Raw genomic sequence first — 14937 nt, forward strand, 5'->3', positions numbered from 1 at the left:
GCGCCGTCGATGGTCAAGGGTGGGCGGCTGCTGCCGCCCACCCCGGCCAAAGCCGAAGCGGTCGAGCAGGTGCGTAGGCAGGTGGACCGGCTGTGCTGGACCGGGATCCTGCTCGGCCTGGCGTTCACCATGACCAATGTTCAGAGCTTCGCCGCGAACGGTGCTGCCGTGTGGTCGTTGCCGTGGCTGGCGGCATGGTTGCTGGACCCGATGGTGTCGCTGGTGCTGCTGGCGATCCTGCGGGCCGAGCAGATCACCGCCCGGTACGGCATCCGCACCGGAGGATGGGTGCGCGGAGCGAAGTGGTTCACGCTCGCAGCCACGTACGTGATGAACACCTGGGAGGCGTACGCGGCCGGATCGGCGGACATGGTGGTGCTGCATTCCGTGCCGCCGTTGGTGGTATTCGTCGCCGCTGAGGCCGTGACTGATCTCCGGGACAAGCTCAGCGAAGCCGTCCAGGCAGCGTTCATGAATGCCGGGGTTACCGGCACGCCTGACACCGAGCCAGCACCCGAACCGACCCGTGACCGGTCGCCGGAAGGGAAGCGCCGGAAGTCCTTCGATGAATACCTGGCCCGAGCGCGGGAGGCATGGAACGCGGACGTGACCGTGACGCCTGCCTGGATTCGGGAGGTAACCGGCTGCTCACGCGGCCTGTCGTCCCGGCTGGCTGCCTCGCTGTTGGCGGAGGTGGGCAGCGATGAGCAGTGAGACGCTGCCCGCTGCCGCGTCCTCCCGGGAGGTCGAGCGGCACATCTTCGATGCCGAACTGATCGACGATGACCTGCCGACCGAGCCGCAGCCGACTCGGCGACGACGGTTCATGAACTGGTGGCAGCGTTCACCGCGCGTGCCCACCGCGGTGAAGTCCCGGCAGGCCGCGAAGCACGCAGCTATGGACGGCGTGGTGTTCCTGCTGCGGTCGCCGTGGCGGTTCCTGACCTCGGTCGGCAGGGGCGCGGCAACTGCCTTCCGGGGCTGGCGTCGGTGGGTGCGCGTTCATGACTACCGGGACGCTGCCGAGCAGTCCGAGAAGCTGGCTGACAAGTTCACCGAGATTCGTGCGCTGACCCTGTTCCGCTGGAAAGTGACTGGACTCGTAGCGCTGGCAGCTGCCGCATTGGTCACCGCGGCCTACGTCGTGTACGGCGGCCGGGCGCTGTGGATCGCAGCCGGCATCAGCTCGGTGACGCTGGCTGTGTTCGGCCGCCGCAAGGATGGCGCACCCGGACGCAAACCGGTGCTGGCTGGTCCGCGGACGCTCACCTGGACCATGGATCCACAGGTGCTGGTCGATGCGTTCCGGGACGCGAAGCTGATCGGCAAGGACGAATCGCTGCGCCTGGTCGAGCGCGCCGCACACGACGGCGCAGGCTGGGCCGTCACCGTCGACCTGCCCGCCACCCGCAAAGCTGCCGACGTCATCAAGCATCGCGAAGCACTCGCCTCGGCGCTGGCGGTCGATGAGCTGCAGCTGATCGTTGAGCGGGTGCGCGGGCGGGGTGGTCACGCCGGGCGGGTCTTCCTGTGGGTTGCCGATGAGGATCCGTACTCCGGTCCGCCGCTGCGGTTTCCGCTGCTGGATGTGGAGTTCTGGGACGCCTGGCGGCCGATCCCGTTCGGTCGGGACGCGCGTAACCGCCGGATCGATCTGCCCGTGGTGTGGACGTCGCTGGTCGTCGGGGCGATCCCCCGACAGGGCAAGACGTGCGCCACCCGGCTACCGGCGGCCGGGCTGATCCTCGACCCGTACACGCAGCTGTACGTCTTCGACGGCAAGGGCGGGAAGGACTGGCAGGCAGCCGAAGCCGTCGCGCACCGATACGTCTGCGGTGACGAGCAAGAGCACGCCGAAGCTGTCCGGGGCTACCTGGTCGAACTGGTCGCCGAGGTACAAGCACGGTTCTCCCGGATGTCCACACTGGATGACGAAATCTGCCCGGAGTCGAAGATCACGCCGCAGATTTCTCGGGACCGTGATCTGGGCATGCCGATCACAACCGTGATCATCGATGAGGTTCAGGTGTACCTGGAGAATCCGACGCGCGTGGAGATCGAGGGGAAGAAGACCACGCTCGGCGCGCACCTCGCGGACCTCCTGACCTACTTGGCCCGCAAGGGGCCAGCGGTCGGGATCGTGGTCATCCTCGCCACGCAGCGGCCGGACTCGAACACGATCCCCTCACGGTTGCGGGCTGTGCTCGGATCACGCTTCGCGTTGCGGGTGATGGACTGGCGGGACTCCAACATCGTGCTCGGCGAGCAGATGAACACGCGCGGGTTCGACGCCTCGACGCTGCTGCCGGGCCACAAGGGCGTCGGGATTCTGCGCCCGGATGGCGACACCGACGCCGGAGCGGACACGCTCGCGGTGACCGTGCGGACGTTCTACATGCACAACGCCGAATGGCGGGACATCTGCGAACGAGGGCGCACGCTCCGGGAAGCAGCCGGAACGCTGACCGGACACGCAGCAGGCGACGACACCCCACGATCGATCGATCAGGCAGCTGTCGTGAAGGCACTCGGCAGCGGTACCGGGGCCGAGGTCGGAGAACCGGTCGAGCTGCCGGAACCGCTCGCCTCGGTCGCCGAGTACCTAGGCGACGAGCTGGATCAACGCGAGTTCGTACCCACAGCCGAGCTGACCGAAGCCTTGGACGTGGATCCGAGCGTGTTCGCGCGGCAGATGGGACAGCTGGAGTGCCGACCGAGCCGGCACCGAGTTCCGGGCGAGGACGGCGAGGTCCGCCGGGTGCGCGGCTACTTCACCGCCGATATCCGGGCGGCAATCGACCAAGTTTCTGCTGAAATCAGCTTGGATGATGAGTCGGACGGTGATCAGCCATGACCGCCGATGCGCGCGACGAGAAACAGGTCACGGTACATCTACCGGCCGACCTACCTGTACTAACGCCTGAAGTGAGCCGCATACTGCTAGGCATGCTGGTCGAACTGACAGAGGTTGAGGTTCCTGACGGACCTCTGAGGAAGGGCAAACATGACTGTTGAAATCAGCGGCGATCCGTGGGCGACGTTGGACGGCCTGCTCGGCGTCGAGGTGGCCGATCCCGTCGATGCCGGAATCGGCCTGATCGCCTTCTACGGCCGTTGCTCCACTGAGGACAACCAGGATCCGGAAACTTCGCACGGATGGCAGTTGGGCAACGCACAGAAGTTCGTCGAGCCGCTCGGCGGGACGATCGTTGCTGAGTACTTCGACGTCGGTCAGTCCCGCTCGGTGCCGTGGGAGCGACGCCGCGAGGCTGACCAGCTGCTGGCGGCGTTGAAGGACCCGAACCGGGAATGGAACGCCGTGGTGGTCGGTGAGGGCACTCGGTGCTGGTTCGGGAATCAGTTCTCGCTGATCGCTCCAAAGTTCGCGGCCTATGGCGTCGATCTGTGGGTGCCTGAGCTAGGTGGGAAGTTCGACGCGCGCAACCCGTCGCACAAGATGCTGATGAACGTGCTTGGCGGCATGAGCGAGTCCGAACGCCAGCACGTGCAGGCTCGGGTGAGGGCCGCGATGGATGCGCAGGTGCTCAACGAGGGGCGTCACCAAGGCGGCCGAGCGCCCTACGGCTACACCACCGTGGACGGTGGGGCGCACCCCAACCCGCGCAAGGCGGCTGAGGGCTACCGGCTGAAGGTGCTCGCGATTGATGAAGCCTCGGCCGAGGTGGTTCAGCGCATCTTCGCCGAGTACCTGGATGGCAAGGGAGACCGGGCAATCGCGAACGGGTTGAACCGGGACGCTATCCCGTGCCCGTCAGCACGGCGGCCGGACCAGAACCGGCATCGGCTGGCCGATGGCTGGCAGGGCAGCACGGTCCGGGCAATTCTCGAAAACCCTCGCTACACCGGATATGCGTTCTTCGGACGCTGGGCTCGACAGGAAACCCTTCTCGACCCGGATGACGTCGCGGCCGGGCACGTGATCCGGTCCCGTCGCGCCGAAGCACAGGGAATCGTGCGCTCCCGCCGACCAGCCCACCCGGAAATTGTGAGCGTGGAGATCTTCACGCAAGCGCAGCTGAAACGTCGGTCCCGGTCGGCAGGCGGGAACCGCGGAATCGCCAAGCTGGAACGCACGCGAAATACAGGTACGCGGAAATATCTTCTGCGTGGGTTGGTGCGTTGCGGGTTCTGCGGGCGCAGGATGCACGGAGCCGTCATCCGCAAGCATGAGACCTACTACAGATGCTTGGCGCGCTCGCTGGCCCCTGGATCGGCGGCGCTAGCCGATCACCCTCGGACCGTGAATCTCCGAGAGATCGACGTGGTCGAGCCGCTGAACGGCTGGATCGGCCGCCTATTCGCTCGCGAGAACCTTGACCGCACCGTCGCGGCGCTGGTCGGCTCGCAAGCCGACTCCAGCCGCAGGAGTGGCACCCGGGAAGCGTTGAAGAAGCGGCTCGCGGACGCCAAGACGCGCCTGCGTCGGCTTCAGACAGCGATCGAGGCTGGCGCGGACCCTGCAGCGCTGGTCGAGGCGATCAACGAGGCGCAGGCCGAGAGAGCTGCCGCACAGGCCGAGCTGGACAACGCACCCGACCCGCGTGCACTGGGTGAAGCAGAGGTCTACGCGATGATTGATTCGCTAGGTGACGTCGGCGAAGCCCTCAAAGATGCCCAGCCGGGCAGCCTGAGTCGGCTCTACGAAAGCCTTCGAGTCGATCTAAACTACAAACCACACGCGCGGATCGTGGAAGCTACGATCTCGCCGCGTGTGGTTAGCGTGCGTGTCCGAGGGGGGACTTGAACCCCCACGCCCTTTAACCGGGCACTAGCACCTCAAGCTAGCGCGTCTGCCATTCCGCCACTCGGACATCTCGGGCCGCCCTCGTCTCCGGGGGCGTTCCCGCTGTGTTGTGCTCATAGATTAGCCCATGGTCATCCGGGCGCCAACGGGACCCCCCTCTTCGCGGCTCGGGTGATAGAAATGCCTGGTGAGCGAGCACAGCGGTTTGTCCGGTACTGATCATGAGGCGGGGTTGCGGCTGGCCCAGGAGGAGGTTGTCGGGCTGGCCAGCGACTTGATCCGCATCGACACCACGAACACCGGTGACCCCGAGACGCTCGTGGGCGAGCGGGCCGCCGCCGAGTTCGTGGCCAGCAAGCTCAGCGAGGTCGGGTACGAGGTCACCTACGTCGAGTCCGGCGACCACCCCGGGCGGGGCAACGTCATCGCGCGGCTGCCCGGGGTCGACTCCAGCCGGGGCGGGTTGCTGGTGCACGGGCACCTGGACGTCGTGCCCGCCGATCCTGCCGAGTGGTCCGTGCACCCCTTCTCCGGGGCCGTCCAGGACGGGTACGTGTGGGGCCGGGGCGCGGTCGACATGAAGGACATGGTGGCCATGAGCCTGGCCATCGCGCGGCGGTTCAAGCGGGACGGCATCGTCCCGCCGCGCGACATCGTCTTCGCGTTCCTCGCCGACGAGGAGGCCGGGAGTTTCCACGGGGCCCAGTGGCTGGTCGACCACCGGCCGGAGCTGTTCGAGGGCTGCACCGAGGCCATCAGCGAGGTCGGTGGGTTCTCCGTCACGCTCAAGGACGGCGTGCGGGCCTACCTGGTGCAGAGCGCCGAGAAGGGCATCCGCTGGTTGAAGCTGCGGGTCCGGGCACGGGCCGGGCACGGGTCGATGGTGCACGACGACAACGCCGTCACCAAGCTCTCCGAGGCCGTCGCCAAGCTCGGCAACCACCGGTTCCCGCTGGTGCTGACCGACTCGGTGCAGGAGTTCCTCGCCGGGGTCACCGAGATCACCGGGTGGGACTTCCCCGCCGACGACGTCGAGGGCGCGGTCGCCAAGCTCGGCAACCTGTCGCGGATGGTCGGGGCCACGCTGCGCGACACCGCCAACCCGACGATGCTCACCGCCGGGTACAAGCACAACGTCATCCCGTCGGTGGCCGAGGCCGCCGTGGACTGCCGGATCCTGCCCGGCCGGGAGGAGGCGTTCGACCGGGAGCTGGCCGAGCTGCTCGGCCCCGACGTGGAGCGCGAGTGGGTGGGGCTGCCGCCGGTCGAAACCAAGTTCGAGGGCCGGATCGTGGACGCCATGAGCGCGTCGCTGATCGCCGAGGACCCGGGGGCCAAGGCGCTGCCCTACATGATGTCCGGCGGCACCGACGCCAAGTCGTTCAGCCGGTTGGGCATGAGCTGCTACGGCTTCGCGCCGCTGAAGCTGCCCGCCGACCTCGACTTCTCCGCGCTGTTCCACGGCGTGGACGAGCGGGTGCCGGTGGACGCGCTGCAGTTCGGCGTGCGGGTGCTGGACCGGTTCCTCCTCGCCAGCTGAGTGTCGGTGGGATCTGGTTCCATCTCCACCCGAGTTGATCATCGGGGAGGTGTGGCGTGGACCTGGCGCACTTGATCGAGACCTACCTGGAGCACCTGCAGGCGCGCAAGCTCGCGGCGAACTCGCTGCGGGCCTACCGCCGCGACCTGGAGTCGGTGGCCGGTGAGCTGGTCGAGCTCACCGGCGCCGCCGCCGACCGGTTGCCGGTGGAGCGGGTCGACGCCTCCGTGCTGCGCTCGGCGTTCGCCCGGTTCGCCGCCGCGCGGTCGGCCTCGTCGGTCACCCGGGCCTGGTCGACCTGGAACGGGTTCTTCGGGTTCCTGGTGGTCGAGGGGGCGGTGCCGGGCAATCCGATGCTTGTCGTGCCCAAGCCACGCAACACGCCCTCCACGCCGAAGCCGCTGCAGGGCGAGGACACGCCCGAACGCCTGCTGCGGATGGTCGCCGCGGGGGCCAGGCGGGCGCGCAACCCGTGGCCGGAACGCGACCTCGCGGTGCTGTCCACGCTGCTGTGCACCGGCGTGCGCTCGGCCGAGCTGCTGGAGCTCACCGTGGCGTCGCTGGCCGGGCGCAGCGGCGACCGGCGGCTGCACGTGCACGGCAAGGGCGGCAAGAACCGCTCCATCCCGATCGAGGACGCCCTGGACGTGCTGATCCAGAACTACCTGCGGTCGCGGCGGGAGCGGTTCGGCGAGCGGCTGCCCGGCGGCGACCCGCTGTTCGTCGACCACCGCGGCGAGCGGCTCCAGCGCGGCGGGCTGCAGTACCTGGTGCGGCAGTCGTTGCGGGCCGCCGGGGTGTCCGACCGGGTGCAGCCCGGCGCGATGGTGCACGCCCTGCGCCACACCTTCGCCACCCGGCTCGCCGAGGACGGCGCCAACGCCGCCGAGATCGCCAAGCTGCTCGGCCACTCGTCGATCAACTCCAGCCAGACCTACATCGACGTGACCGCCCGCGAGCAGCGGATGTCGGTGCGGGCGAACCGGACGCTGCACGTGCTCGGCGAGCTCTCCGGCGGCTGAGCGCGGCCCCCCGCCACGGCCAGGCTGATCCACTGTGGACACCCGGTTCCGGCGGCCCCCGCCTGCGGCAATTCCCCCGTTTTGGGCCACCCGGGTGATCAAGGCGAGTAGCGTGGGTCACTCCGCGGGCGCAAAGCGTGATTGCGAGGTGCAGGGATGGCGGATCCGGCGAGGTTGACCGACAGCGCTTCGCTGACCCGGCGCCTGCTGTGGAACCGCGGGGTCGGCGAAACCGCCGGTCCGCAGCCGGTCGTCGTACTGCTCGGCCCCACCGGGTCGGGCAAGACCGAGGCGCTGGCCTCGATCTCGCGGGACTGCGGCAGCGGCGTCGTGCACAACCAGCCGCTGGACTTCGCCCGGGAGGAACTGACCACCGTCGAGGCGCTGGCCCGGATCGCCTTCGACCTGTCCCGCCGCTGGCCCGCCCGCAAGCCCCCGCGGTTCACCCGCTTCGCGCTCGGGCTGATCGCCGCGCAGGCCGCGCTACCGGACGACCGCGAGCAGGCCAGGGACAAGCTCAACCGGGCGATCAAGGAGTTCGCCAGGAACCCCTCCGCGGAGCGGACCGCGGAGATCTTCCAAACCCTCTCCGACGCCGCCGAGCCACTCCTCGACCCGCTGCTGTCGGCGACCGCCAACCTGCTGCCGACGCTCATCCGGCACGTCGGCCGCCGGCCGCTGTCCAGCGCCAAGCGCTGGCACGCCGACATCCCGGAGGCCGAGGGCGCCGGTCCGCTGGACGCCCTGATCCAGCTCAGCATCCGGGGCCGGGCCGACCCTGCGGAGATGACCAGCTGGCTGACCTCCGCGTTCCTGGCGGACGTGCGGGAGAGCCACCCCACGATGGCCAAGCCCGAGCCGAAGAGCCCGTGCGCGTGCGTGAACCCGGCCGGCCAACCGCACCTGCACAACTGGGTGCTGCTGGTCGACAACGTCGACCACGGCCGCGGGTTCCGGTTCCTGGAGGACCTCACCGCCGCCCGCGAGCGGCACCTGCGCCAGCACGAGGAGCACGACCCGCTGCTCCTCGTCGCCACCAGCGGCCGCTGGCACCCGGAGTGGGAGTCCGACTGGCACCCGCCGTGGCGGTCGGTGGAGAGCAAGCCCGCCGACGTGGCGGTGGTGCCGCGCTGCACGGCCACCGGCTACTGGCGCACCGACCCGGACCAGCCCAGGCCGACCGCGACCTACCTCCCGGTGCTGCTGGAACCACTGCAGGTCGAGGAGACCGCCCGAATCCTCGGCACCGGGATCCGCGCCCCCGCGGCCAGGCTCGCGCAGCGCGCCAGCGGCGGGCTGCCGCAAGCCGTGCGGACCATCAAGGACCTGCTCGACGGGCGCCAGCTGGACCAGCGGCGGCGTGACTCGCTGTGGCCCGAGGACACCACCCGCGCCTGCCGGGAACGCCTCGACGACCTGCGGCTGTCGCACCGCCTGCTGGATGTCGACATCGAGGAGTTCGTCACGGCCGCGGCGTGGGCGACCGCTCCGTGGCTGGTGCCCGCCGAATCAGGCAGCAGGGTGTCGCAGCCCAAGATCGGGCGCATCCTCACCGAGCTCCGCTCCGCGCTGTGGGTGATCGCCCCGGAGCGGCGCGGCGGCACCGAGGACCACACCGTGCTGCACCCGTGGATCGCCCGGACCCTGCTCGCCGCGCTGGCCGCACGCACCTCGGAACCGTCCTACGATGCGCAGTTCAGAGCGATGCTCGACGACTCCACCGTGCGGCGTGATCCGGAGCGGCGCGCCTACTGCCTGCTCGCGCTGGGCGAGTTCGCCGAAGTCGTGGACATGTTGGAGGAGCGGTTCGACCGGATCCCGAACCAGGACTGGGTGGACCTGCTCGCGCTGGTGACGAGCGCACCGGACAACAAGCCGCTGCACCTCGACCACGACGCGCTCTACCAGGCACTGGTGGGCGAGGACCTGCGCGGCGACGTCGACGACCGCTCGGCGGTGCGCAACGTGCTGGCCCGCCTGGTCGCCGCGGCCTGGCTGGTGGCCAACCCGCTGGCCGGGCCGGACGACGAGCTCAAGCGGTTGGTGGCGCAGTGCTTCCGCGAGCTCGCACCGCTGTCCCGGCGATCGGACGTCGCCGCCCTCCACGAGGCCGCGCGCCAGGCGGAGCGGCTGTTCTAGCACCCGACGGATTGGACCTCGCGATGACCTCAGCACGGACGTCCTCCCCGGTGCGCCCCTGGCCGTGGTGGCGACGGCACAAGCTGGTCTCGGCGCTGCTGGTGGTGGCGGTGGTGGCCGGGGGCCTGGCCTGGTGGCGGCCGTGGGAGCGCTGCGGTGCGGGCATGTCGGCAGCCGGTGGCCAGTGCGTCGGGCTGAGCCTGGACGGCACCCCGTTCTCCTCCGACGAGGTGATGCTCGACCTGCAGCGGCGGATCGACGCCCAGAACGCCGAGATCACCGGGGACGACTTCATCACCGTCGTGCTGCTCAACAACATGACGCCCGTCCCGGGTTCGGACAGCGCGGCGCTGCTGAACGTTCACCACGGCGTGATGGGCGCGATCGCCGCCCAGCACCGCGCCAACACCGAGGCGGTGGTGGGCAAGGCACCGCCGGTGAAGCTGCTGCTGGCCAACTACGGGCCGGGGGCGCGCTGGCAGTCCGAGGCGGTAGACGAAATCCTGGCGCACCGCGAGGAGCAGCGGATCGTGGCGGTCATCGGCCTCGGGCAGAGCCTCGTCGAAACCCGTGCCGCCGCCAGCGCGCTGTCGAAGGCCAAGATCGCCGTGATCAGCGCCCTGGCCAGCGCCGACAACATGAACCGGGACCCGGGGACCGAGGAGTTCATCGAGCGCTTTCACCGGATCACCCCGCCCAACGTCGACGCCGCGAACGCGGCGGTCTCGTACCTGCGCGAACGCGACCGCGGGAAGGTGATGCTGGTCCGCGACGACAGCACCAGCGACATCTACGCGCGGACGCTCGGGGACGCGTTCCAGCAGGCCTACCGGGCGGGTTTCGGGCACGACGTGCCCAGCGAGCAGGTCTTCACCTCACCGTCCGAACCGCCGAAGGGGGTCGACCGCGCCACCTACCTGCAACCGCAGTTCGCCCCCATCTACACGCAGATCTGCCTCGTGAAGCCGGACGTGGTCTACTTCGCCGGTCGCGGTGCGGACCTGAAGGCCTTCCTGGGCGCGGTGGGCCAGCGCGGGGCCTGCGGCATGCCCAAGATCGACGTGCTGACCAGCGATGACGCGTCCAGCTTGCTGGGCGGACCGCTGCCGGAAATGCCGGGCATCAAGGCCGACGTCTACTACACCAGCGTGGCGACCGCTGACATGTGGGAGCGCACCGACCAGACCGACAACCGCAAGAACTACCGGGCTTTCGCGGAGGCCTTCGCGGAGCTCGACCTCGACGACGACCTGCGGGACGGTTACGCGATGGCGCACCACGACGCCCTGCTGCTCGCGGTGGGCACCGCCCGCGTGGTGCCGAACGTCCAGGAGAACATCAAGGAGGTGGCGGACTGGATTGACAACACCTACGGCTGCGACAACCCGCTGCCCGGCGCCACCGGCAAGATCGCCTTCACCGCGGACAGCCACGGCAACCCGGTCGCCAAGCCCCTCCCGATCATGCGGCTCGAACCGTCCGGCGAGATCGAGCAGGTCGACGTCGCCTCGCCCACCGGTGCCTCCTTCGAGTTCTCCTGCCACTAGCCCGGCGTCAGCCCGCATGGCTGTCCACAGTGGTCTTCGCCGGGGCTTCCTGCATGCGCAGCGCGACGAGGAGCAGGAGCGCGCCGATCATGGCTGACACGACGGTGAAACCCGCCACCAGCACCGCGAGGACGGCGGTGATCGCGACGACCACACCGGCTGCGGCGAACCCCCTCGTGCGCCGCGGGATCCCTGAGGTCCCGCGCTCGAACCGGCCCAGACGGGCGGCGAGCGGGATGAGGACCAGCGCGATCCCGGCCAGCCACGCGCCCCTGGTCAGCCACCACGCCAAGCCGAGCGGTTCCGGCCACGGGAACCCCAGCACCAGCAGGGCGGCCGCGAACAGCACCATGGCGGGCATGTGCCAGAGGTAGGCGGTCATCGAGTGCTTGCCGATGGCGTCCACCGCGCCGCGCCACTCCGGGCGGTCCACCAAGACCGCGAGGCGGTCGGCGAACCGCGCCAGCAAGCACACCTGGACCACGCCGAGCAGCACCAGGTTCGTGGTGGGCGGGTTGAGGTTGGCCAGCATGTCGGCCGGGTACAGGCCACTCGTCGTGCTGGCCAGCAGCAGCCCGAGAGCGCCGAGCGCCCCGGCCAGCAGCTGCCCGTTCGACCGGAACCGGAACCAGCCGTCGGCGTAGAAGAAGCCGATCTGCTGCGCGGCCAGCCACACGAACGCGAGGTTGGCGAACCCGAGCACCGGCACCCCGGTGGCCATCACCAGCAGGTCGACGCCGAGCGCCAACGCCACCAGCGACGCCAACGTCACCCACGGCGCGCGCTCGTGCAGGCGGCACAGCAGCGGCACCAGCGCAGTGGTCCCCAGGTAGACGCCGATGAACCACATCGGCTGCCCCATCCGGAACCCGACCTGCGCGAGCAGCTCCCCGGGAACACCAGCTGCGCTCGCGGCAGCCAGCGCCGCAGCGATCACGCCGAAGGCGACGACCGCGGGCCGGGCGAGCCGAACGAGCCGGGTCCGCACAAAGTCAGCCGGGGCGGCCCCGGCACCACGCATCCGCCGCCACTGCGTGACCCCGGCGAACCCCCCAACGACGAAGAACAGCGGCATCACCTGGATCACCCAGGAAACCGGGGTGAACCACCCCTGGCCCTCCAGGGCGTTGGTGATCCGCACCCCGTCGCCGTCCACCCGGATCCCGGCCATCATGGCGTGCAGCACCACGACCACCACCAGGCAACCGGCCCGAACCAGATCGAGCACCCGATCCCGGAAAACCCCGGAACCGGCAGCACCAACAACCGGCCCAGAACCGGCACGCACAACAGTCACAACACTTCTCCCAAGAAAAGTCCCCGAGCAGGACCAGGCAGGAGAAGCCTAAGAACCGAACACCCCCAACCACATCACTCCCAAGAGCCCATTCCCACCCCCTACCCCGGTACGGGCCACCCCCACCCCAGGTACTACGAGCAGCAGGAACCAACCCCACAACAACGAACCCAACCCGTGATCCAAAAACCCTGAATAAGGATTCCACCACCCCGAACCACAACACACCACCCAAGCCCCAAGAAGAACGAGCCGTCACCACAACAAGTTCAGCTCACCCCAGGAACATCAACACTTCATTCCCCTAGCAGACCTCACCACCAGAGGTCAGGCACCCACCCCAGGAAGCAGCTCACAACCAGAACCCCACGCACGGCCGTCCGACGAATGGCGAGGGTTGCAATTTCGATTGAAATTGCCCCACCTCGCCGCGCAGGATTAATCGAGAGGGACGGCAACCGTTTCGAACCCCGGAACAACCTCCACCCAACAGCACCTCCAACCGTCGCCCCAACCCCGCCACCATCTCCAGAACCCCCAGGTTCACTCCCCCGAAGCCGAAACCAACCCACCCTCATAAGCAGCGATGACCACCTGCACCCGGTCCCGAACACCGAGCTTCCCGATGATCCGGCTGACATGGCTCTTCACAGTCTGCTCGGCGATGACCAGGGCCGCCGCGATCTCCCCGTTCGAAAGCCCCTGGGCCACCAGCACCAGGACCTCCCGCTCCCGCTCGGTCAACCCCGCCAACCGGGGCGCCGGACTCCGCCGAGGCGGAGCCGCCGTCCGCGCGAAGTGCTCGATCATCCGCCGGGTCACGCTGGGCGCCAACAACGCCTCCCCGCTGGCCACCACCCGCACCGCGGCGACCAGGTCGGCGGGCAGCGCGTCCTTCAGCAGGAACCCGCTGGCCCCAGCCCTGATCGCCTCGTACACGTAGTCGTCGATGTCGAAGGTCGTCAACATCAACACTCGGGGCACGTGCGCACCGGGATCCGCCGGGTTCACCAGCTCCCGGGTCGTGTCGATCCCGTTGAGCACCGGCATCCGCACGTCCATCACGACGACATCGGGCTGCGCCTCGTGCGCGATCTCAAGCGCACGTGCACCGTTGTCGGCTTCACCGACGACTTCCATGTCCGGCTGCGCGTCGAGCAGGGCGGCGAAACCCGCCCGGACCATGGCCTGGTCGTCGACGACGAGCACTCTGGTGGTCATGTGACGTCCTGCTCCTGAGGTTCATCGCTCTTCTCGCGCAGCGGCAGCACAGCGCGAACTTCGTAGCCCCCGCCGTCGAGGTGGCCGTGCTTAACCGTGCCGCCCACGATCGCGGCCCGCTCCTGCATGCCGACCAGGCCGTGGCCACCGCCCTGCACCGCGTTCGCCGCGTGTTCCGGAGCACCGTTGCGCACTACGATCGTCAGCTCGTCGCCGGAGCGGTCGAACCGCACTTCGGTCCGCGCGCCGGGCGCGTGCCTGGTCACGTTGCTCAGCGCTTCCTGCACGATCCGGAACGCCGCGATGCCCGCGATCCCGCTCGCCTCGCGGTCCGCCAGCAGCTCCACCCCGTGCGCGGTGATGTCCACGCCCGCCCGCCGGGCGCTGTCGACCAGCTCCGGGATGCGCCCCAGCCCGGGCTGCGGGACCAGCTCGCCGTCGGTCTGGGTGCTGCGCAGGACGCCCAGCACGCTCCGCATCTCGCTCAACGCCTGCCGCGACGCCGCGGCCATCTCGTCGAACTCGGCGACGATCGCCGCGTCGAGGCCCGGGTGCCGGTACTGCGCGGTGGTCGCCTGCACGTTGATCAGCGACATGCTGTGCGCGATCACGTCGTGCAGCTCGCGGGCGACCCGCGTCTTCTCCTCGGCGATGACCCGCTTGGCGTGCTCGTCGGCGCTGAGCCTGCGCTCCTGCACCAGCTGCGCGGAGATCTGCTGCCACTGCCGCACGATCAGCGCGACGACGAGCACGCCACCGGTGATCGAGCTGAACACCACGAGGTTCCCGCTCACCGGCACCTCGTGCGGAACGAGCACAGCAGCCACCGCGGCCGCGACTCCACCGCCCCAGCACAGCAGGCCGACCGGCCACGCGTGCTGGGCCCCGAGCACCCCGACCACCAACGCCTGCCCGATCAGCGTCGTCACCGACACCGGCCAGATGTCCGTGGAACCGGCACTCGCGACCGCGAGCAGGAACACGGCAACGCACGAGACGACGCCCGCCGCGCGCGGGTAGAACAAGGCGCCCCCGAGCGCCCCGGCGTGCGCGACGCTGAGCAGGAACGCCAGCGGCACCCACATTCCGAACGCGGCGGCGTTGAGCGGGATGGCCACGCACACCAGCGCGAGTGCGAGGACCCCGATCACCCCAGCGGCCCACACCACGGGCTTGACCTGGATCCCCGACCGCTCCCCCGGAACACCCCGGCGCGCAGACCTCGCCATCCCGCAGCCTCAACTCCACAGTCGCCGGACCCCTCCGCAGAGCCTACCGGCCACCCCTGACCCACCGAACCGCAACTCGAGACCATTCCAGCCCGGCGCGGAACCGTCGCGAACTCGCCTCGACCGACCACTCACCGGCAATTCGCCGTGGTCGCGGTGCAGCAGGGCGCGCTGTAC

At 69.4% G+C, this 14937-nt stretch carries 10 protein-coding genes and 1 tRNA gene; 7 read left to right on the forward strand and 4 right to left on the reverse strand.

Annotation, left to right across the window (positions count from 1 at the left end; translation table 11 throughout):
- The first annotated feature begins 9 nt into the window (after positions 1-9).
- From ABT324_RS02795 to ABT324_RS02805, 3 genes are all read left to right on the forward strand, one after another.
- On the forward strand, positions 10-714 hold the full coding sequence (locus ABT324_RS02795; RefSeq protein ID WP_351170709.1) for a hypothetical protein: 705 nt from the start codon (positions 10-12) through the stop codon (positions 712-714).
- A complete protein-coding gene (locus ABT324_RS02800; protein WP_351170531.1) occupies positions 704-2854 on the forward strand; it encodes a cell division protein FtsK in 2151 nt (716 codons plus the stop codon). The genes ABT324_RS02795 and ABT324_RS02800 overlap by 11 nt, the downstream gene beginning before the upstream one ends.
- A gap of 150 nt (positions 2855-3004) precedes the next feature.
- Positions 3005-4765, forward strand: a complete 1761-nt coding sequence (locus tag ABT324_RS02805) for a recombinase family protein (RefSeq protein WP_351170534.1) — start codon at positions 3005-3007, stop codon at positions 4763-4765.
- Here the strand turns inward: ABT324_RS02805 and ABT324_RS02810 are convergent.
- A tRNA-Leu gene (locus ABT324_RS02810) sits at positions 4747-4832 on the reverse strand. The two genes, ABT324_RS02805 and ABT324_RS02810, sit on opposite strands and share 19 nt — an antisense overlap.
- 120 nt (positions 4833-4952) lie before the next feature.
- Here ABT324_RS02810 and ABT324_RS02815 point away from each other — a divergent pair.
- The 4 genes from ABT324_RS02815 (at position 4953) to ABT324_RS02830 (ending at position 11013) form a co-directional block, all read left to right on the forward strand.
- The gene (locus tag ABT324_RS02815) at positions 4953-6305 is read left to right on the forward strand and encodes a M20/M25/M40 family metallo-hydrolase (RefSeq protein ID WP_351170537.1); all 1353 of its coding nucleotides are present in this window, start codon (positions 4953-4955) and stop codon (positions 6303-6305) included.
- 56 nt (positions 6306-6361) lie between these two features.
- Positions 6362-7327, forward strand: a complete 966-nt coding sequence (locus ABT324_RS02820; protein WP_351170540.1) for a tyrosine-type recombinase/integrase — start codon at positions 6362-6364, stop codon at positions 7325-7327.
- Between the two features lie 156 nt (positions 7328-7483).
- Entirely contained in the window at positions 7484-9466 is a 1983-nt protein-coding gene (locus ABT324_RS02825) for a hypothetical protein (RefSeq protein ID WP_351170543.1), read from the forward strand.
- 23 nt (positions 9467-9489) lie between these two features.
- Entirely contained in the window at positions 9490-11013 is a 1524-nt protein-coding gene (locus ABT324_RS02830) for a type 1 periplasmic-binding domain-containing protein (RefSeq protein ID WP_351170546.1), read from the forward strand.
- Positions 11014-11020: 7 nt separating this feature from the next.
- On the opposite strand, the gene ABT324_RS02835 is transcribed toward ABT324_RS02830, so the two are convergent.
- From ABT324_RS02835 to ABT324_RS02845, 3 genes are all read right to left on the reverse strand, one after another.
- On the reverse strand, positions 11021-12241 hold the full coding sequence (locus ABT324_RS02835) for an acyltransferase family protein (RefSeq protein WP_351170549.1): 1221 nt from the start codon (positions 12239-12241) through the stop codon (positions 11021-11023).
- Positions 12242-12853: 612 nt separating this feature from the next.
- Complete coding sequence (locus ABT324_RS02840; RefSeq protein WP_351170552.1) at positions 12854-13531, reverse strand: response regulator; 678 nt, start codon at positions 13529-13531, stop codon at positions 12854-12856.
- On the reverse strand, positions 13528-14760 hold the full coding sequence (locus tag ABT324_RS02845) for a sensor histidine kinase (protein ID WP_351170555.1): 1233 nt from the start codon (positions 14758-14760) through the stop codon (positions 13528-13530). Before ABT324_RS02845 ends, ABT324_RS02840 begins: the two co-directional genes overlap by 4 nt.
- Positions 14761-14937: the final 177 nt, after the last annotated feature.

This window comes from Saccharopolyspora sp. NPDC000359 (genome assembly GCF_040300525.1).
Taxonomy (GTDB): domain Bacteria; phylum Actinomycetota; class Actinomycetes; order Mycobacteriales; family Pseudonocardiaceae; genus Saccharopolyspora.

What these genes read in the sequence shown, in the direction of transcription:
- ABT324_RS02825 (WP_351170543.1), top strand. Translation starts at nt 7,484, where the DNA reads ATGGCGGATCCGGCGAGGTTGACCGACAGCGCTTCGCTGACCCGGCGC.
- ABT324_RS02845 (WP_351170555.1), bottom strand. Translation starts at nt 14,760, where the DNA reads ATGGCGAGGTCTGCGCGCCGGGGTGTTCCGGGGGAGCGGTCGGGGATC.
- ABT324_RS02805 (WP_351170534.1), top strand. Translation starts at nt 3,005, where the DNA reads ATGACTGTTGAAATCAGCGGCGATCCGTGGGCGACGTTGGACGGCCTG.
- ABT324_RS02830 (WP_351170546.1), top strand. Translation starts at nt 9,490, where the DNA reads ATGACCTCAGCACGGACGTCCTCCCCGGTGCGCCCCTGGCCGTGGTGG.
- ABT324_RS02800 (WP_351170531.1), top strand. Translation starts at nt 704, where the DNA reads ATGAGCAGTGAGACGCTGCCCGCTGCCGCGTCCTCCCGGGAGGTCGAG.
- ABT324_RS02795 (WP_351170709.1), top strand. Translation starts at nt 10, where the DNA reads ATGGTCAAGGGTGGGCGGCTGCTGCCGCCCACCCCGGCCAAAGCCGAA.
- ABT324_RS02840 (WP_351170552.1), bottom strand. Translation starts at nt 13,531, where the DNA reads ATGACCACCAGAGTGCTCGTCGTCGACGACCAGGCCATGGTCCGGGCG.